This window comes from Kribbella sp. HUAS MG21 (assembly GCF_040254265.1).
Classification (GTDB): domain Bacteria; phylum Actinomycetota; class Actinomycetes; order Propionibacteriales; family Kribbellaceae; genus Kribbella.
This window is the reverse complement of the sequence record NZ_CP158165.1, coordinates 6,063,565-6,081,113: the sequence shown is the minus strand read 5'-3', so window position 1 is coordinate 6,081,113 and position 17,549 is coordinate 6,063,565. Positions and strand designations below refer to the sequence as shown.

The 17,549-nt window shown below is 70.0% G+C and carries 17 protein-coding genes; 8 read left to right on the top strand and 9 right to left on the bottom strand.

Translation table 11 applies throughout. The features are described from left to right. Positions 1–80 precede the first annotated feature (80 nt). From ABN611_RS29385 to ABN611_RS29365, 5 genes are all read left to right on the top strand, one after another. Complete coding sequence (locus tag ABN611_RS29385) at positions 81–2,294, top strand: GH92 family glycosyl hydrolase (protein ID WP_350275495.1); 2,214 nt, start codon at positions 81–83, stop codon at positions 2,292–2,294. 63 nt (positions 2,295–2,357) lie between these two features. Continuing rightward, entirely contained in the window at positions 2,358–2,840 is a 483-nt protein-coding gene (crcB, locus tag ABN611_RS29380) for a fluoride efflux transporter CrcB (protein WP_350275494.1), read from the top strand. Further along, a complete protein-coding gene (crcB, locus tag ABN611_RS29375; protein ID WP_350275493.1) occupies positions 2,837–3,208 on the top strand; it encodes a fluoride efflux transporter CrcB in 372 nt (123 codons plus the stop codon). The genes crcB (ABN611_RS29380) and crcB (ABN611_RS29375) overlap by 4 nt, the downstream gene beginning before the upstream one ends. 39 nt (positions 3,209–3,247) lie before the next feature. After that, entirely contained in the window at positions 3,248–3,787 is a 540-nt protein-coding gene (locus tag ABN611_RS29370; RefSeq protein ID WP_350275492.1) for a sigma-70 family RNA polymerase sigma factor, read from the top strand. Then, positions 3,784–4,560, top strand: a complete 777-nt coding sequence (locus tag ABN611_RS29365) for a hypothetical protein (protein WP_350275491.1) — start codon at positions 3,784–3,786, stop codon at positions 4,558–4,560. The genes ABN611_RS29370 and ABN611_RS29365 overlap by 4 nt, the downstream gene beginning before the upstream one ends. Before the next feature lie 6 nt (positions 4,561–4,566). Here the strand turns inward: ABN611_RS29365 and ABN611_RS29360 are convergent, their stop codons facing one another. Then, positions 4,567–5,136 (bottom strand): putative glycolipid-binding domain-containing protein, encoded by a 570-nt coding sequence (locus ABN611_RS29360; RefSeq protein ID WP_350275490.1) that lies wholly within the window; start codon positions 5,134–5,136, stop codon positions 4,567–4,569. Between the two features lie 100 nt (positions 5,137–5,236). Between ABN611_RS29360 and ABN611_RS29355 the strand changes: the two genes are divergently transcribed. Continuing rightward, complete coding sequence (locus tag ABN611_RS29355; protein WP_350275489.1) at positions 5,237–6,424, top strand: MFS transporter; 1,188 nt, start codon at positions 5,237–5,239, stop codon at positions 6,422–6,424. A 93-nt stretch (positions 6,425–6,517) separates the two neighbouring features. Here ABN611_RS29355 and ABN611_RS29350 read toward each other — a convergent pair whose 3' ends face one another. Together ABN611_RS29350 and ABN611_RS29345 are read right to left on the bottom strand one after the other, a co-directional pair. Then, positions 6,518–6,691: a CsbD family protein gene (locus ABN611_RS29350; protein ID WP_350275488.1), complete on the bottom strand. Its 174-nt coding sequence runs from the start codon at positions 6,689–6,691 to the stop codon at positions 6,518–6,520. Positions 6,692–6,748: 57 nt separating this feature from the next. Continuing rightward, a complete protein-coding gene (locus ABN611_RS29345) occupies positions 6,749–8,422 on the bottom strand; it encodes an alpha-amylase family protein (protein WP_350275487.1) in 1,674 nt (557 codons plus the stop codon). A gap of 53 nt (positions 8,423–8,475) precedes the next feature. On the opposite strand from ABN611_RS29345, the gene ABN611_RS29340 reads away from it, so the two are divergent. Beyond that, positions 8,476–9,972: an FAD-dependent oxidoreductase gene (locus tag ABN611_RS29340; RefSeq protein ID WP_350275486.1), complete on the top strand. Its 1,497-nt coding sequence runs from the start codon at positions 8,476–8,478 to the stop codon at positions 9,970–9,972. A gap of 4 nt (positions 9,973–9,976) precedes the next feature. Here ABN611_RS29340 and ABN611_RS29335 read toward each other — a convergent pair whose 3' ends face one another. After that, entirely contained in the window at positions 9,977–10,324 is a 348-nt protein-coding gene (locus ABN611_RS29335; protein ID WP_350275485.1) for an ester cyclase, read from the bottom strand. Next, a complete protein-coding gene (locus tag ABN611_RS29330; RefSeq protein WP_350275484.1) occupies positions 10,321–10,743 on the bottom strand; it encodes a PRC-barrel domain-containing protein in 423 nt (140 codons plus the stop codon). The genes ABN611_RS29335 and ABN611_RS29330 overlap by 4 nt, the downstream gene beginning before the upstream one ends. A gap of 95 nt (positions 10,744–10,838) precedes the next feature. On the opposite strand from ABN611_RS29330, the gene ABN611_RS29325 reads away from it, so the two are divergent. Further along, entirely contained in the window at positions 10,839–11,615 is a 777-nt protein-coding gene (locus ABN611_RS29325; RefSeq protein ID WP_350275483.1) for an NPP1 family protein, read from the top strand. 18 nt (positions 11,616–11,633) lie between these two features. Here ABN611_RS29325 and ABN611_RS29320 read toward each other — a convergent pair whose 3' ends face one another. The 4 genes from ABN611_RS29320 to ABN611_RS29305 form a co-directional block, all read right to left on the bottom strand. Then, positions 11,634–12,227: a helix-turn-helix domain-containing protein gene (locus ABN611_RS29320; RefSeq protein WP_350275482.1), complete on the bottom strand. Its 594-nt coding sequence runs from the start codon at positions 12,225–12,227 to the stop codon at positions 11,634–11,636. Then, on the bottom strand, positions 12,224–13,156 hold the full coding sequence (locus tag ABN611_RS29315) for a GTP-binding protein LepA (RefSeq protein ID WP_350275481.1): 933 nt from the start codon (positions 13,154–13,156) through the stop codon (positions 12,224–12,226). The genes ABN611_RS29320 and ABN611_RS29315 overlap by 4 nt, the downstream gene beginning before the upstream one ends. A gap of 162 nt (positions 13,157–13,318) precedes the next feature. Next, positions 13,319–15,772, bottom strand: a complete 2,454-nt coding sequence (locus ABN611_RS29310) for a X2-like carbohydrate binding domain-containing protein (RefSeq protein ID WP_350275480.1) — start codon at positions 15,770–15,772, stop codon at positions 13,319–13,321. Between the two features lie 60 nt (positions 15,773–15,832). Then, a complete protein-coding gene (locus ABN611_RS29305) occupies positions 15,833–17,461 on the bottom strand; it encodes a carboxylesterase family protein (protein ID WP_350275479.1) in 1,629 nt (542 codons plus the stop codon). Between the last annotated feature and the right edge of the window lie 88 nt (positions 17,462–17,549).

The following is a 17,549-nucleotide window of genomic DNA, read 5'->3' as shown; positions in this document are numbered from 1 at the left end:
CGACGGCCACCAAGTCCGCCTACCGTAGCGGCGGTTCCGTCTCCCGCCCACGGAAGGTCTCCGCATGCGCTTGGTGGCTGTTGGTCTGGCGCCCGTTCGGGATGATCTCGTGGAGCCCGACCAGCACCCGCGGCGACCAGACCAGCACGGGCGCGGCGAACGGCTACCAGTACGACGTGACGCGGGTGCGCGGCTTCAGCCTCACGCACCTGAGCGGCGCCGGCTGCAACCCGGGCGCGGCCGGCGACATCCCGATCATGCCGTACGCCGGCGCGGTCGACTCCTCGCCGACGGCCGACACCAAGGACGCGAAGTACGCGACGAACTTCCGGCACGAGAACGAGAAGGCGGTCCCCGGCCGCTACACGGTGACGCTGGACTCCGGCGTGAAGACCGACCTGGCCGTCACCACCCGCGCGGGCGTCGGCGAGTTCAGCTTCCCGGCCGACCAGGCCGCGAACCTGTTGTTCCGTACGTCGAACTCGCTCAACGGCAGCGAGGACGCCGAGATCACCATCGACGCGCACCGCCGGAAGGTGACCGGTTCGGTGCTGACCGGGGCGTTCTGCGGCCGGCGGGCGAACGGTGGCGTCAACAACCGCAAGACCTACTACCGGCTGTACTTCACCGCGTCGTTCGACCAGCCGATCGTCGGCAACGGCACCTGGAAGGACAGCACGCTGACGCCGGGCGGCACGCACACGACCGGCGGCGAGGGGTACGCGACCGGTGCGGACCGCGCCGGGCGCGGCTCCGGCGGGTACGTGACGTTCGCGCCGGGTTCCGACGTACGGATGCGGCTCGGCATCTCGTACGTGAGCCTGGCCGGCGCCGAGCAGAACCTGCGGGCCGAGCTCCGCCCGAACGCGACCGTCGGCAAGGTCGCCGCCGAGGGGTACGCCGACTGGCGCCGCGAGCTGAACGCGATCCGGGTCACGGGCGGCACCGACGCGCAGCGTACGACGTTCTACACCGCGCTCTACCACGCGCTCCTGCAGCCGAACGTCTTCAACGACGTCGACGGCCGGTACCTCGGCTCCGATCAGAAGATCCACCGGCTCGCGCGCGGCCAGAAGGCGCAGTACGGGACCTTCTCCGGCTGGGACCAGTACCGGGCGCACATCCAGCTGCTCGCGCTGCTCAAGCCCGGCATCGCCGGGGACTACGCGCAGTCCATGTACCAGTTCGCCCAGCAGAACAAGGGGATCTGGGACCGCTGGCTGCACAACAACGGTCCCACGCACGTGATGACCGGCGACCCGGCCGCGCCGACGCTGGCGACGTTCGCCGCGATGGGCGTGTCGAACTTCGACGTCCGCGGCGCCTTCGACTCGCTGGTGCACCAGGCCCGCGTCCAGAACCCCGACGCCGAGAACGACGGTGGTTGCCCTGGGCAATGTACTGGCCAGCGACCGGCGCTCGACACCTACATCGCGAAGCACTACGCGCCGCAGGACGCCTGCCACTGCTGGGGCGGCGCGGCGGAGACGCTGGAGAACTCGCTCGCCGATTACGCGCTGGCGCAGTGGGGCGCGCGGCTCGGCGCCGACGTTGCGGATCTCAAGGACCGCGGCAGTTGGTGGATGAACACGTTCGACCCGGCCGTCGGGTACCAGCGGGCGCGGAAGGCGGACGGGACCTGGCAGGACGGGTTCAGCCCGTCGACCGATGTCGGGTTCGCGCAGGGTACGACGTCGACGTACACCTGGATGGTGCCGCAGGACGTGTCGGGGCTCGCGACGGCGATGGGTGGTCCTGCGACCGCCGTCCAGCGGCTGGACGGGTTCTTCCACGATGCCAACGGGAACTGGGCCGTGAAGGGCGGGAGTCCGGTGCGGTACGACCCGACCAACGAGCCCGGGCTGCACACGCCGTGGCTGTACAACGGGCTCGGCGCGCCGTGGAAGACGCAGGCGACCACGCGGGAGATCGTCGACACCGTGTACGGCACGGGTCCCGCCGGGCTGCCGGGCAATGACGACCTCGGGACGCTGTCCGCGTGGTACATCTTCGCGGCGATCGGGCTGTTCCCGCAGACGCAAGGGCGGGCGGAGTTGCTGGTCGGCAGTCCGCTGTTCCCGAAGGTCGAGGTACGGCGGAGCAACGGCGTACGGCTGACGGTCGAAGCGCCGGCGACGTCGGACGCGAACCAGTACGTCCAGGGGTTGACGCTGAACGGGAAACCGCGCACCGAGTCCTGGCTGCCGGAGTCGTTCGTCACCCACGGCGGGCGAGTGACCGCTGAGCTCGGTCCGACACCGTCGACCTGGGGAACGCCACCCATGGACCACTGACGGCGGCAGCTATCCTGGTGGCTGCTTGACCGGCGGCAGGGCTCGCCGGTAGGAGGCCTGTCTGTGGAGCATCACCCCGTCAATCCGTTGCCGAGGGGGCCCGTCGACTCGGACGTCGATCTGCGGGTCGACGGGCGGGATCGTCGTGCGGTCGATCCGGTGGTTCTCGGCGCGATCGCGGTCGGTGGGGCGCTCGGCGCGGCGGTGCGGTACCTCGTCGGGCTCGGCTGGCCTACTCCGCCGGGCGCGTTTCCGGCGAGCACGCTGGTGATCAACGTCGTCGGCTGCGGGCTGATCGGCATCCTGATGGTGCTGGTCACCGACGTGTTCACCCGGCAGCGGCTGCTCCGGCCGTTCCTCGGCACCGGCGTGCTCGGTGGGTTCACGACGTTCTCGACGTACGCCGTCGACATCCAGCAGCTGGTCACCGGCGGACACGCCGCAACCGCCTTGCTGTACCTCGTCACGACGGTCGTCGGCGCACTGCTCGCCGCTTGGGCCACCGTCAGCGCGACGCGTGCCCTGATCCTGCGGAGGCAACGATGAGCCGTCTCCTGCTGGTGGTCGCCGGCGGTCTGGTCGGGGCGCCGCTGCGCTACCTCGCCGACCGCGCTGTGCAGGCACGGCACGACTCGCTGTTCCCGTGGGGCACGTTCAGCGTCAACGTCCTGGGGTCGCTGATCCTCGGGTTCGTGGTCGGCGCCTCCTCCGCGCTCCCCCACGACCTCCGGCTCCTGATCGGTACCGGCTTCTGCGGCGCCCTCACGACGTACTCGACCTTCTCCTACGAGACCATCCGCCTCTTCGAGGACCGCGCCCGCTTCCTCGCCGCCGCCAACGTCACCGCCAGCATCGTCGCCGCCCTCGGCAGCGTCTTCCTCGGCGCCGCGGTGAGCCAGGCAATCTGGAGCTGACCGGGACACACTAGGGCCTGTGCTGGACAGGTACGGGCCATGAGCAATCATTCACCTCCGGGGCGCGCGGAGCGGTTCGTCGCGCTGTTCGAGGCGACGTACGCCGATCTCGTCCGCTTCGCGCAGCGGCGGGTCCCGGCGCCACAGGCCGAGGACATCGTCGCGGAGACGTTCCTCGTCGCGTGGCGGCGTACGGACGAGCTGCCGATCGGGCTCGCGGACGCGCGGCCCTGGTTGTTCGGCATCGCCCGCAACGTCATCCTCAACTCCCACCGCGGGGCGCGGCGGCAGCTCGCAGTCGCCGTACGGCTGGCGGAGACGGCGCCGTCCGCGCTGGACGACGACGCCGAACTGGTGGCGCGGCAGGTCGACCTCACCCGGGCGTGGGGCCGGTTGACCGCAGTTCATCAGGAGGCGCTCGCGCTGTCGGTCCTCGACGACCTCACGGCTCCGCAGGCCGCCGCCGTGCTCGGGATCTCCCCCGTCGCGTTCCGGCTCCGCCTCAGCCGCGCACGCCGAGCGCTGCGCGCCTTGCTGGGCCACCACCCCGCACCTACTCCCGAAAGGCACCCGTCATGACTTCTCTCGACGAGCTGGCCGTCCTCAAGACCCTCGACCCGGCCACCGACGCCGACCCGCGCAGCCCAAGAGCCCAGGCCACCCTCCGCCAGATCCTCGCCACACCCGCTCAGCAGCCCACCCGGCGGCCCAAGCGCTGGTTGCCACGCGTCGCGCTCGGCACCGGCCTGGTGGCAGCCGCCACCGCCGCCGCCCTGATCCTGCCTTCGGCCCTCGGCGGCGACAGGGCCTTCGCCACCTGGACGGCCACCCCGACCGGGCTGACCGGTTCGGCCCGCGCGGACGCCTCCAACGCCTGCCGAGAGGCCTCGACGTCGGGCTCCCCGGAGTACGGCGGGCAGCTCGCGGCAGCCACCACCGCGATCGCCGAGCGCCGCGGCGTCTGGACCCTCGTCGTGCTGGCCGATCAGGCCGGGTTCGGCGCACTCTGCATCACCGATCAGTCACGCCACCTGTTCGCCGACCAGTTCGGCGCGATCGGCACCACCCCGGCCGCCGACCTGCCGACCGCGCGAGAGCTCACTCCCGTGACGCTCGGCACCGGCTCGATCAACGGCCGCAATCTGTCGGTCGCCACCGGGCTGGCAGGCAAGGACGTGAGCGCGGTCAGCTACACCAGTCGGACGCACGGCAAGGTCACGGCAACCGTCAGCGCCGGACAGTTCGCGCTCTGGGTTCCTGGCGACGAGCTGCTGGACGCCAACCGGACCGGCGTCCCCGTGACGGTCACCTACCGGGACGGAGCCACGGCGACGATCAAGCTCAAGCTCTGAACCGGGTCAGCGATCCCGGACCGCGATCCCCGGGTAGTCCACGACCAGGCCCGCCGCGTCGAAGGTCAACCGGCACTCGAAGTCGAACGTCGCGGACTCGTAGTGGAACACGTGCAGATCCTCGTCGGAGCTCAACAGGGTGTAGCGCTGCTCCAACCGCAGCACGGACAGGTCCTCGGCGGTGACGAACGCCGCCGGCACGTCGACCGTCGTACCGGGAACGAACGCGATCCGATGCACCGGAAGCGTGTTCGTGACCGCCGAGGACTCGAAGTCCACGTCCTGGCAGCCGTCGAGGTCCGAGCGCGGTACGCCGTCCACGGTCCAGCTGCCGGTCGGCGACCGTGTCAGCGTGATCTCGTGGTCACCGGTGACCGTCGAGTTCGTCGCGGTCACGGACGTCGTCGTCCAGTCGGCGCCGAGCGCGATGTCGTACCCGACGTACCAGGTCGCCTCCCCCTCCCGGGCGGACGTCCGGCCGCGCAACCGGGCGGCTTCCGCGAACAGGACCTCGAATCCGGCCCGGACGCCGCGGTGCGTCCAGGACGCGGCGGCCGGCAGCGCGCGCAGTTCCATGCCCCGACCCTAGGCCGCTGTTCGAGGGATGACACGGTCAGGCGTGTCCGGCGGGTTTGCACCTATCGTTGGGCGGCAGACGTTTTCCGTGGAGGGGTGGATGCTGGACCGGTCGGAGTCCGCGCTGAGCATTGTGCTCCGGTCCAGGTTCTACCGCTCGGCCTTCGTGGCCCTGCTGATCTCCGGTGTCGGGGTGTCCGCGGCGACGCCGCAGCTGACACTGTTCCTGGTCCGGGAGCTGCACACACCGTTACCGGTCGCCGGGCTGTACTACGTGACGAACCTGGCCGCGCCGCTCGCCGGGTTCCTCGTCGGGCGCTGGTCGGACCGCACGCAGAACCGGTTGCTGTGGTTCCGGATCTGCGCGGTGGTCGGCGCCGCCGGGTGGCTGGCGATGGCCGCGGCGACCGAGGTCTGGATGCCGTTCGTGATCAGCGTGCTCGCGTTGAGTGTCGCCGGTGGCTCGATGGCGTCACTGTTCGCGGCGTGCCGCGACGAACTCAGCCGGCGCCCGACCCGGGCCGAGAACCGGGTGGTCGCGACGATCCGGATGGCGTTCACCACAGGGTGGATCCTCGGACCGGTGTTCGGCAGCTGGTTCGGCGGCGTCTTCGGGCTCCGGGCGCTGCTGGTCGCGACGGCGGTCTGTGCCTTCGCCCAGGTGCTCCCGCTCGGCCGGCAGCGCGTCGAGCGGTACGACGATCCGCGCGCGAGCAAGGCAACGGAGCGGCGCCGAATCGACCACATGCTGCCGCTGCTGATCTTCACCGCGGTCTGCGTGCTGGCGATGACCGGCGACACGATCAAGTTCGGGTACCTGCCGATCTACATGGCCGAAGAGCTCCGCGTGTCGGACTCGCTGCGCGGCGTCGTCATCGGCATTCAGCCGCTGCTCGAGCTCCTGCTGCTTCCGGTCGTCGCGCGGCTCGCGGACCGCTTCGGAGCGATGCGCGCGATGACCGCCGGCGCCGTACTCGGCCTGGCCGGCAACCTCGCGTACGCGCTCAGCACCTCGGTCGCCGGCCTGTTCGTCGGCCAGGCGCTGACCGCCGGGCTGTGGGCCTGCGTCGGTGCGCTCGGCGTCTCGATCGCCCAGCGCCTCTACCCCGACGGCGTCGGCACCGCGTCCGGCGTCTTCCTCAGCGCGATCCCGCTCGGCTCCGCGATCGGCGGAACCATCGGCGGCATCGGCGTCGCCGCGATCGGCCTCCCGCAGGTGTTCTTCATCCCCGCCGGCCTGACCGCGCTCGCGATCGTCGCCTTCGCGATCCTCAGTGCCCGCGAGTGACCAACCGCCACGCCATCACAATCGCGCTCCCGGACCGGGCCTGAGCGCAACGGGTGCCGGATCGGTCGATTGTGATGGTCTGGCGGTCGCCGATCAGTCCTTGAACGCGTCCTTGACCTTCTCGCCGGCCTGCTTCAGATCGGCCTTCGACTTCTCGGCCTGCCCTTCGGCCTGCAGGTCCCGGTTGTCGGTCGCGTCGCCGGTCTTCTCCTTGACCTTGCCCTTCGCGGCCTCGGCCGCGTTCTCGAGCTTGTCCTTGTTCGTCATGGTTCTCGCCTCCCGTCTGCACTCACGCCGCCGGTACCCGCGGCGCGACCCGCCGAATCACACCAGATACCGGTCGCCCGGGTGCACGATCCGCAACCAGCGGCAGCCGTACGGTGCCAGGTCCAGGGACAGTACGCCGTCCTCGTCGACGTCCGCCGTACCGTCGGGCAACAGGTCGGCCGCGCGCACCCCGACGCCGCTCCCGGCCACGGCCAGCTCGACCTTGGCGGACTCGGGCGCGAAGTTGTGCAGGGCAACGATCGTCCCGCCCTCGTAGTCGGAGCGGTGCGCGAACACCGACGGCACGCCGGTCTCGAGCACCGTGCACTTTCCCCAGGACAGCTCCGGGCACTCGCGGTACCGGACGATCAGCAGCTTCATCCAGTTGAACAGCGAGTCCGGGTCCCGGCGCTGGTCCGCCACGTTCACGTTCTGCGGCCCGAACTCGCCCTCCACCATCGGCGCCGGCAGCCGGGACGGATCGGCCGTCGAGAACCCGCCGTGCGGATCGGCCGTCCACTGCATCGGCGTCCGCACAGCCTGCCGGTCCGACGCCGCGAGGTTCTCCCCCATGCCGATCTCCTCACCGTAGAAGAGCACCGGGGTACCGGGCAGCGAGAACAGCAGGCTGTAGACCATTCGCAGCCGCGCCGGGTCGTTGCCCAGCATCGGCGGCAACCGGCGGCGCAACCCTCGCCCGTAGAGCTGCATGTTCTCGTCCGGGCCGAACGCGTCGAACACTTCCTGCCGCTCGGCGTCGGACAGCTTGTCCAGCGTCAACTCGTCGTGGTTGCGGACGAACGTCCCCCACTGCGCCTCCTCCGGCGGATCCGGCCGCTCCCGCAACGCCTTCACCAGCTCGGCCGGATCGTTGCGGGCCAGCGACAGATAGAGCCGCTGCATGACGTTGAAGTCGAAGCACATCGTCAGCTCGTCGCCGTCCTCGTCGCCGAAGAAGCGCCGTACGTCGGGATACTCCAGGTTCACCTCGCCGAGCAGCATCGACTGGCCCTGCCGGCGGTCCAGGAACGCCCGCAGGTCGCGCAGGTAGTCGTGCGGGTCCGGCAGGTCGGCCGCGTCGAGCGAGCCGGCCGTATCGAGCAGGAACGGCACCGCGTCGACGCGGAAGCCGGACAGGCCGACCGCCGTCCAGAAGCCGATCACCCGCTCGATCTCCTCGCGCACCTCGGGGTTCGCGATGTCGAGGTCCGGCTGGTAGCGGTAGAACCGGTGCAGGTAGTACTGCCCCGCCTGCTCGTCGTACTGCCAGAGGCTCTTCTCCTTGTCCGGGAAGACGACGCCCTTCTCCGCGTCCGGCGGCGGTTCGTCGCGCCACACGTACCAGTCGCGGTACGGCGACTGCCGGGACGCGCGCGCACTCCGGAACCACGGATGCTGATCGGACGTGTGGTTCACGACCAGGTCCGCGATCACCCGCATGCCGCGGTCGCGGGCCAGCATGATCAGCTCGACCAGGTCGCCGTGGCTGCCGAGCCGCGAGTCGACGCCGTAGAAGTCGGTGATGTCGTAGCCGTCGTCGCGGTCCGGCGTCGGGTAGAACGGCATCAGCCACAGGCAGGTCACACCCAGCTCGGCGAGGTGGTCGATGCGCTGGCACACGCCGCGCAGATCGCCCCGCCCGTCACCGTCGGTGTCGAAGAACGTCTCGACGTCGAGGCAGTAGATCACCGCGTTCTTCCACCACACGTCGGCCGTCTCGGTCAGGCGCATGTCCCGCCGGTACCCGGCGGTTGAAGGAGTACACGCGCGGGAACCGGCCGGTCATGACGATTCAGAGCTCGGTCTGGCTGGGGACCGCGAACCTGCCGAGGTACCAGGCGCTCGACGCGGATCAGGAAGCCGACGTGGTCGTCGTCGGCGGCGGGCTGATCGGGCTGACGACCGCCCTCCACCTGCAGCAGGAGGGAGTCGGCGTCGTCCTGCTCGAGGGCGGGCGGATCGGCACGCGGACCAGCGGCAACACGACCGGCAAGGTCACCTCCCAGCACGGTGCTCTCTACGCCAAGCTGCTGGACCGGCACGGGCGCGACGTGGCGCGGCAGTACGGCGCCGCGAACCAGGAGGCGGTCGACGAGGTCGACAACATCGTCCGCCAGCTCGGCATCGAGTGCGAGCTCAGCCGCGGCCCGTCGTACGTCTACTCGACAGGCGACCTGCGCGAAGAGGCGGCAGCGGCGCGCGAGCTCGGTCTTCCCGCACACGAAGCGGACCCATCCGAGATGGGCCTGCCGCTGTCGGCGGCCTCCGCTGTGCGGTTCGACAACCAGCTGCAGTTGCATCCCGCTCGCTACCTCACGGGCCTCGCCGCCGCCTTCACGCGCGCCGGCGGGCGGATCTTCGAGCACAGCCGCGTGACGGACCTGGACTCCGAGGGCGAGGGTGTCGTGGCGCGGACCGAGTCCGGCCGCCGGGTCGTGGCTCGTCATGCAGTGGCCGCGACGTTGCTGCCGTTCGGCACCCTCGGCGGGTACTTCGCGCGCACCCGGCCCAGCCAGTCCCACGGCATCGCGGTCAAGCTACCTGTCCAGGCGCCTACGGCGATGACGATCTCGGCCGATGCGCCGACCCGGTCGACGCGGCCCTGGCCGGGCGGGGGCCCGAGCGGCCTGATCGTGGTCGGCGGCGATCACGAGACCGGCGCGCAGGAGGACACCAATGCGTCGTACCAAGGTCTGGTGGACTGGGTCGACCAACTGTGGGGTACGACGGTGCAACCGGAGTACCGGTGGTCGGCCGAGGACTACAGCACGCCTGACCAGCTGCCGTACGTCGGCAAGGCACCCGGCTCCCCTGTCCTGGTAGCGACCGGCATGCACAAGTGGGGCCTCAGCAACGGAACCGTTGCCGCCGGCATCCTCCGCGACCTCGTCCTGGACCGCAGCAACCGGTGGAGCGACGTGTTCGATGCGGGCCGGATCGGTGACGCGCGCTCAGTGGCGAAGCTCGTGCAGGACAACCTGAAGGTCGGCAAGGAGTTCGTCGCCGGCCACACCCGCCGGCTGCTCGGCGCTGGGCTCGATCACGTGGAGGTCGGCGAGGGCGGCCTGTACGACCTCGACGGCACCACCGTAGGCGCCTACCGCGACCACGCCGGCACGCTGCACACCGTAGTACCGGTCTGCACCCACCTCGGCTGCCCACTGCGCTGGAACCAGGGCGACAGCACCTGGGACTGCAACTGCCACGGCTCCCGCTTCACCCCCGAAGGCACAGTCCTCGACGGCCCCACCACCACCCCACTGAAGAAGCCGGAAGACTAGGCGGCTACAGGCGGGTGCGGTCCAGGTCGCCCCACACCGCGGCGATCCGCCCGTCCGGCACGTCGTACATCGCAAGCTCCTGGACCCACACCGCCCGCCCGGAACGAGTCGTGCCGGTGTCGATCAAGCGCACCGCCAGCGACCGCCGGTCCCGCAGGATCTGCTGCACGTCCCAGTGGAAGTCCGGCACCTCGTCGACCACCGCCTGGAGCCCAGCGGCGTACTTCGCCAGGCCACACGCCTCGCCGTTCACCGAGACGTCGCGGGCGACGAACTCGCCGAGGTCGCCGAAGCGGTGCTCGTTGCAGCAGGTGATGTAGCGGCGGTAGAAGGCCGCGAGATCCGCGCTCACCGGAACGGGAAGCGCGGGTAGCGGTAGCCGGGGAACCAGTACGGGGTCATGCCGTAGTAGCCGTAGAGTTCCTCGAGGTTCTCGGTGGGGTCGAACTCGGTGAGCTCCGGGTCGTAGCCCGGGGCGTGCGCGATCTCGTTGCGGGTGCGGCCGATCGTGACCTGGTCCTCGGAGACCTGTACGACGGCGTCGACCGGGATCAGGCGGTGTGCGGCGCCGATGCCCAGCAGGCCGCCGGACGCCACGTCCAGCAGCCGTACGCGACGCTCGTCGGCGTCCACGAACAGGCTGCTGACCTTGCCGATCTCCGTACCGTCCGAGTCCACCACGCTGGCGCCCCGGACGTCGTCCTCGGCCTTCGCGAGCATCAGGTCGCTGTCGTCCAGCCGGACGAGGCCGAGCGGCTCCTTCTCGGTCATGGTCTGTCACCTCCAAGAACCTTCCAGGTACCCGGAGACCCGGCCCGCCAGTATTCTCGAGGAGTTCCTTTCCGCCCTGAAATAAGGAGCACCCGATGCAGCATCCCGCCCGCCGGGCGGTCGGTGTCGTCCTCGGCACCGCCGCCCTGATGCTCACCTCCGCCGGCCTGGCGTACGCCGCCCCGCCACCGAGCCTCCCGCAGAACGCCGGCGGCTACGAGCAGTCGTTTTCACCGGCGTACGACTACGACACCGACGGCTGCTACGCCACCCCGGCCATCGGCGCCGACGGCACCCTCAACCCCGGCCTCAACCCGACCGGCGCGGTGAACGGCAACTGCCGCGACCAGTCCGACCTCGACAACTCACAGACCTACGCGCGTTCCAAGTGCAACGGCGGCTGGTGCGCGATCGTGTACGCCAGCTACTTCGAGAAGGACCAGGCGCTCCCGGGCAGCAGTCTCGGCGGCCACCGGCACGACTGGGAGCACGTGATCTCCTGGGTGAACCAGGCGACCAACCAGGTCGAGTACGTGACCACGACACAGCACGCGACCCAGGTCACCTACCCGCGGTCGCAGGTCCGCTTCGACGGCTCGCACCCGAAAGTCGTCTACCACAAGGACGGCGCGAGTACGCACTTCTTCCGGCTCGCCAACAGCAACGACGACCCGCCCGAGAACCACTACCACACCTGGCGCTACCCACCGCTGGTCGACTGGACCGGCTTTCCCAGTACGGCGTTGCGCGACACGCTGATGACCGCCGACTTCGGGTCCGCGACGATCAAGATCACCGACAAGGACGACCGGTTCCGCTCCCTGCTGAACGCGTCCAGGCCGTCCGGGATCCCGTTCGACCCTTGGGCCTGAACGACCCCGGCGTGCGCGTCAGCTCCGGACGCGCACGCCGGAGGTCAGCGACTCCGCGATCAGCTCGATCATCGCCGCGTGCCGCTTCACCGCGGGCTCGTCCTGCGCCAGCGCGACGGTGTCCAGGAACACCCGGCTCACCACCAGCTCCGCCGCCGTCTGCACGCGTGCCTCGTCGGCCACCAGGTCCTCGGCACCACTCAGTACGTCGGCCACGGTCTCCGTCGCCCCCGCGAACAGCTCGGCCGCCCGGGACGCGATCTCCGGCCGCCCCGGCGCCTCCCGGAACACGATGACCCGGGCCGCCCGGTCGTTCTCCAGCTCCTCCACCATCGAGGCCACCATCGACCGCAGCCGACCGCGGACCGTCCGGGCGCGCGCCGCGGAGCGCAGCACCTCGCTCGGCGACGGGCGTTCCTGCACGACCGCGAGCAACAGGTCGAGCTTGGTCGCGAAGTGGTAGAACACCAGCCCCGACGGCACCCCGGCCTCGGTCGCGATCCGGGCCGTCGACGTGGCGTCGTACCCGTGCTCGGCGAACAGCCGCTCGGCGGTCTCGATGATGAGCTGCCGCTTGGTCGGCCGGGTGGCGTGCTGTGCTTGTGCGGTCATGATGCTGCTGGTTGGGCGGCGGGCCAGACCTCGCCTTTCCGTTCGGCCGCGAGCACGGCGGCCCGCTTAAGTGACTTGAACACGTAGTCCGGTACCCGCAATCCGCGGCGATGCGCCCACAGCAGCTCGTGTTCGGCCCGCCCGACCTGCCGTGCGTACTCGCGCAGCTCGGCCTCGCCGCCGTCGCTCATCTCCAGCGCGGTCATCACGTCGCCGAAGTCGGCAACTTGCCGCTTGTTGTAGGCGCCGACCACCTCGAACGTCCGCTTCCGCAGCCCGCGCGTCAGCCACTTCTGCCAGCCGGCCAGCTGATCCCACAGCTCCTGCGCGGCCATCTGGTAGTAGGCGAAGTGCCCCGGCTCCTGGCGGCGGATCGGCGCGACCACCGTCTTGGCGATCGCCCGCTCGCCGAGCTCGAGCAGCCCGGAGTGGAGTTTGTTGTAGGCGAGGACCGCGGACCGCTCGGTGGCCAGGCCGGTCAGGTAGTACAGCATCCTGCTGATGTCCTGCACGCCGCGCATCCGGCCGAGCGCGCCGAGGAACCGGAGATTGAACGACACCTCCGACAGGTTCGCCTCCTGCGGGTGCACACCGAGCAGTTCCTGCAGCTTGTCGAGGATCTGCCCGTGGCGGGTCTCCTGCGGCATCCACACGTCGGCGTAGAAGTGCCGGTCGACCTCGGGCGGGTCCGGGAGCAGCACGTTCAGCTCCAGCACGTTCCGCTCGACCTCGAGCTCGACGCGGGTCATGTACGACAGCACGTGACCGAACCGCTCGGCCAGCAGGCCGGGCTTCTTCATCGTGTAGTCGACACTGCCGAGCGGAATCGGCGGGTGTTCCTCCCCCAGCCGGTCGACATGGTCGGCCAGCCGGGAATCCTCGCGCCGCCGGGCTCGCCGGCGCGGTACGGTCACATCGCTCAACGACATTGGCGGCACCTCACTCGTTCGACCAGGGATGCGCGCTCGATCCCCCACCGCCAAGGCTAGCAAAATGACTGACTGATCAGTCAGTCAGAGCCTGTGAGCCCGGCAACACGAGAACGGCGGGCGGCGGTCCCGGAGGACCACCACCCGCCGTCGGGTGCGGTGCTACTTGGCGATCGTGTAGCGGATCGTGTCGTTGCGCAGGACCTCGCCGTTCACCTTGACGATCCGGACGACGTGCTGCCCGTTCCGCAACCCGGTCGCGCCGAACACGGTCCGGTTGGTGACGCGGGCGTCGCCGTGCAGGTTCACGCGGCGTACCAGCTTGCCGTCGACGTACACGTCGGCCTCGCCCTGGTCGGGTGCGAGCGCCGTACTCCACTCGACGCCCGTGCCGGTGAACGTGAACTCCACGGCCGCACCGTCGGCCTTGGCGGCGTGCACGTCGTCGCGGTAGTCGCCACGGAACCGGACGTCGAGCGCGGTATTGCCGACCGGCAGCCCGGCGAGGTAGGCCTTGCTGATCGTGACGGCGTTCCCGGAGATCGTGTAGTCGGCGCCCTTCACCAGCTCCTGGCCCGCCTTCGCGATGCCTTCCAGTTCACCCGCGTCGCGGCCCAGCGTGACGGTGACGTCGGCCGGCGCGCTCTTGTCGAACGCCGCGGTGTCCGGGTTGAGCAGGCTCTCCTGCCGGATGTTCAGCTTGTCGAGCAACATGAACTGGCCGGACTTCTTCACCCCGCGGATCGTGTGGCTGCCGTTCGGCAGGTCCGAGATGCTGTACACGACCTGCTGCGGCTTGTTGTGGCCCTGCGCCGGATCCATGTACGTGCTCACGGTCTGCTTGAACTCGCCGTCGATGTAGATGTCGACGTCGCCCTGGCCCGGGTCCGTCTCGGTCACGTAGTCGACGCCGGTGCCGACGAAGCTGTACGAGAACGAGTCGCCGTTCGTCTCCGTCCACTGCACGTCGTCCTGGTAGTCCCCCAGCCCGCGCCCGGAGCTGTAGTTCCAGGTGCCGGAGTAGACGATCTGCGGGCTGTTGTTGTTGACCTCGACGGTCCGGGTCGGCAGATCGGCCGCCGTCGCCGAGCGCGCGGCCGAGTCGGTCACGCCGACGGTCAGCGCCTGCGATACGGCGGGTACTTCGTAGTTCTTGTTGCGCTCCCACGCGCCGTCGTACGAGACCCGCGGGTCGTCGTCGTTCACGTTGATCGCCGCGCCCTTCTGCGGCGTGACCTTGAGCAGCCGGACGCCGTGGATCGGCACGTCCTGTGCGGTGAAGCTCGACGCAAACGTGCCGACGTCCTTGCGGGCCCACAGGTCGCGCACCTTCGCGGCGCCGTTCAGGCCGAGGTCGGCGAAGTTCACCGTCAGGTCGGCGTCGGTCTGGCCGAGGTTGAACAGGGCGACCGTGAACGAGCTGTCCGGATTCAGCGCGAACCACACCTGCCGGTTGGTCTTCGTGGACACCGGGTGCGCGGGCCGGCCGGCCTGGTTGACCGCGATCACCTCACGGTTCGTGAGCAACTCGAGGCCGTACGAGTCCAGCTTCGTCATGTCGTTTCCGATGTACATCGGCGCCGCGGAGATCGCCCACAGCGTCGCCGCCGTACGGCGTTCGTCCTTCGTCAGGCCGTCCATCTGGCCGTTGCCGACGTTGAGGGAGTCGAGGTCGTTCCAGCCGCCCGGGCCCGCGTGCCGCCACCACTCGGCGAGCTTCGGGAACAGCCGGTTGATGTTCGGCCACGCGGTGAGCGCGGTCCCCGGGCAGTAGCACTCGACGTCCCAGTCGATCCGCCAGCCGTTGGCGTACTGCTTCCAGAGGTCGGCGTAGTTGATGTCGAGCGCCCACGACAGCTCGAGCCAGATCTTGTGCCGGGCCAGCGCCTGCGACCACGCCTTCACGTCGTCGCGCGCATCGAGCGACAGGTCGCTGACCCCGGAGCCCGGGGTGACGCTGTCGAACTTCAGGAAGTCCAGGCCCCAGGAGCCGAACAGGTCCGCGATCGAGTCGATGTACTTCTGCGCGCACGGCTTCGAGAAGTCCATCCGGTAGCCGATGCCCCAGTAGTCGGCCTTCTGCAGCGGCTGCACCGGCAGGTCCGCGGTGGTGCACTCCGGGGCGCCGTAGATCGGCAGCTTGGCGTCGATGACGGCCTTGCTGATCCCGGGGATCGCGTACAGCCCGACCTTCTGGCCGTTCGCGTGGATGTGGTCGATGACGGCCTGCAGGCCGTTCGGGTAGAGCTTCTTGCTCGGCGTCGGCCGGCCGTAGGCGTCGATGCCCTCGTTCCAGCCGGCGTCGATGTTGATGTACTCGTACCCGTACGGCTGCAGCTTCGCGTGCATCGCGTCGGACTGGGCGATCAGCTGCTCCGCCGTGATCCAGCTGCCGCCGTTCGGGTTGTAGACCTGCATGCTGTAACTGCTCCAGCCCATGTAGGGCCGCAGCGCCTTGTCCCCCGCCGGACCGGACGAACCGGTCGCGACGGTGACGCTGGTGGTGGACGGCGCCGGTGCTGCTGACGACGTACGCAATCCTGCCGGCAGCAGCCCGGCGACCACGAGGCCCGCAACCGCGGCCCGCAGCACCCTGCTCCGAACGGATCTGGTCATGGCGGTGACCTTCTTCCCAGAGGAACCCAGAGAACCGAATCGGATAGGATATTGGAACTATTACTTAACCTTGTCAAGATTCTGTGCGAAAGTGGCACAGTGATGCCGCGCCGCGAAGTCCGCCGAGATCCGCGGCGCCGGGAGCTCCAGCGACACGACCTTGCCCCGGAGACCCGAGGACGGCCAGTACGTCGAGTGCGTCGACGGGTTGCCGGTCGCGGCGAACTTGACCCAGGCGGCGCGCATCGCGTCGGCCAGTGCGGTCTGCTCGGCGTTCAGCGGCGCCGGGAACGGCGCGTTCGGCAGGTCGAACAGGTACCACAGCTCGGAGCCGTGGGTGGCGACCGACAGCGTCCCGGCCGGCGCGAACAGGAACGGCGCGGTGTCGTCGTTGAACTCGTACCCGTACGTCGGGACGTACCGGGCGGCGGTCCACTTGTTCACCTGCGCCGCGCCGCACGCGAAGGTGGCGTCGCCGATCAGCGTGCCGAACGCCTTGTCAGGTGACGAGTAGGCGGCGAGCGGGTACTCGGCGGCGATGGCCGCGGCCTGCACGGGTGAGATGCGGAGTGCTGCAGCGATGTTGGCCTCGTAGTTCTCCGCAGTGACCGGGCTGGTGTACGCGACGTTGTAGCCGCGGCTCACGACCCGCCCGCCGAGCGTGAACAGCGCTTCCTCGTCGTGGTTGCTGCCGTTGAGGATCGGAACCCGGTTGAACCGGCCGGCGGCCAGTGCCGTCCCGATCGGCTCCTTGAGCACCGCGCCGTCGACCGCGCCGGGGATCAGGGCCGTCGCCGTCGAGACGTTGTCCACCAGCGTCTGCACCGGCACCTGCCGCAGGCACTCCGCGGACTGGTCCGCGCAGCCGACCTTCACCGCGAAGTCCTTGCCGAAGGCCTTCGCCTGCGCCAGGGACTCCTGCTCCAGCGCGAACGCGCCGCTCTGCACGATCGCCCGCTGGAACAGGCCCTTCGAGCTGCGCGACGTGACGTGCGCCAGGACCGACAGCCCGCCGGCCGACTCGCCGGCGATCGTCACGTTCCGCGGGTCACCGCCGAACCGGCCGATGTTCTGCTGCACCCAGCGCAACGCGGCCTGCTGGTCCATCAGCCCGTAGTTGCCGGCCGCCCCGTCGGGACCGGACGCGAACGCCGGGTGGGCCAGGAAGCCCAGGGCGCCGAGCCGGTAGTTGATCGTCACGACGACCGCGCCGGCCTTGGCGAGCTTGGTGCCGTCGTAGTTCGAGCCGCTGTCGGCGGTCAGCCCGCCGCCGTGGATCCACACCAGCACCGGCCGCTTGACCGCGGACTGCAGCGCCGGCGTCGACACGTTCAGGTACAGGCAGTCCTCGCTGAAGCCGCCCGGCGGGCTGATCCCGGGCGCCTGCGGACAGGCCGGGGCGTACGACGACGCGTCGCGGACACCCTGCCAGCTCGGAGCGGCCTGCGGCGCGCGCCAGCGGAGGTTGCCGGTCGGCGCGGCGGCGTACGGCAGGCCGCGGAACGCGTAGGTGCCGTCGACGGCCAGGCCGCTGACGGCACCGTTGCCCGTGGCCACGACCGGGCGCTCCGGGCTCGGGGAACTGGCGTCCGCCGCGCCTGCGACGGTCAGCCCGCCGGCGGCGGTTGCCAGCGTCGCGGCGACGGCGGCGAGGACCACACGTCCGCGCCGGGAGAGGACGGTTCTCATGGTTCGTTTGCACCTCATGCAGGAGAGTGATTCGTCTGACGGCTCTCACTCTCCGGCCCGCGACCGCCCGTCGCCCCAGGGTAAGTCC

Bases quoted from the DNA above. Each gene is read 5' to 3' on its own strand.
- ABN611_RS29365 (WP_350275491.1), top strand. From the start codon at position 3,784: ATGACTTCTCTCGACGAGCTGGCCGTCCTCAAGACCCTCGACCCGGCC.
- ABN611_RS29340 (WP_350275486.1), top strand. From the start codon at position 8,476: ATGACGATTCAGAGCTCGGTCTGGCTGGGGACCGCGAACCTGCCGAGG.
- ABN611_RS29370 (WP_350275492.1), top strand. From the start codon at position 3,248: ATGAGCAATCATTCACCTCCGGGGCGCGCGGAGCGGTTCGTCGCGCTG.
- ABN611_RS29305 (WP_350275479.1), bottom strand. From the start codon at position 17,461: ATGAGAACCGTCCTCTCCCGGCGCGGACGTGTGGTCCTCGCCGCCGTC.
- ABN611_RS29355 (WP_350275489.1), top strand. From the start codon at position 5,237: ATGCTGGACCGGTCGGAGTCCGCGCTGAGCATTGTGCTCCGGTCCAGG.
- crcB (WP_350275493.1), top strand. From the start codon at position 2,837: ATGAGCCGTCTCCTGCTGGTGGTCGCCGGCGGTCTGGTCGGGGCGCCG.
- ABN611_RS29350 (WP_350275488.1), bottom strand. From the start codon at position 6,691: ATGACGAACAAGGACAAGCTCGAGAACGCGGCCGAGGCCGCGAAGGGC.
- ABN611_RS29320 (WP_350275482.1), bottom strand. From the start codon at position 12,227: ATGACCGCACAAGCACAGCACGCCACCCGGCCGACCAAGCGGCAGCTC.
- ABN611_RS29325 (WP_350275483.1), top strand. From the start codon at position 10,839: ATGCAGCATCCCGCCCGCCGGGCGGTCGGTGTCGTCCTCGGCACCGCC.
- ABN611_RS29330 (WP_350275484.1), bottom strand. From the start codon at position 10,743: ATGACCGAGAAGGAGCCGCTCGGCCTCGTCCGGCTGGACGACAGCGAC.
- ABN611_RS29360 (WP_350275490.1), bottom strand. From the start codon at position 5,136: ATGGAACTGCGCGCGCTGCCGGCCGCCGCGTCCTGGACGCACCGCGGC.
- ABN611_RS29310 (WP_350275480.1), bottom strand. From the start codon at position 15,772: ATGACCAGATCCGTTCGGAGCAGGGTGCTGCGGGCCGCGGTTGCGGGC.
- ABN611_RS29345 (WP_350275487.1), bottom strand. From the start codon at position 8,422: ATGCGCCTGACCGAGACGGCCGACGTGTGGTGGAAGAACGCGGTGATC.
- ABN611_RS29315 (WP_350275481.1), bottom strand. From the start codon at position 13,156: ATGTCGTTGAGCGATGTGACCGTACCGCGCCGGCGAGCCCGGCGGCGC.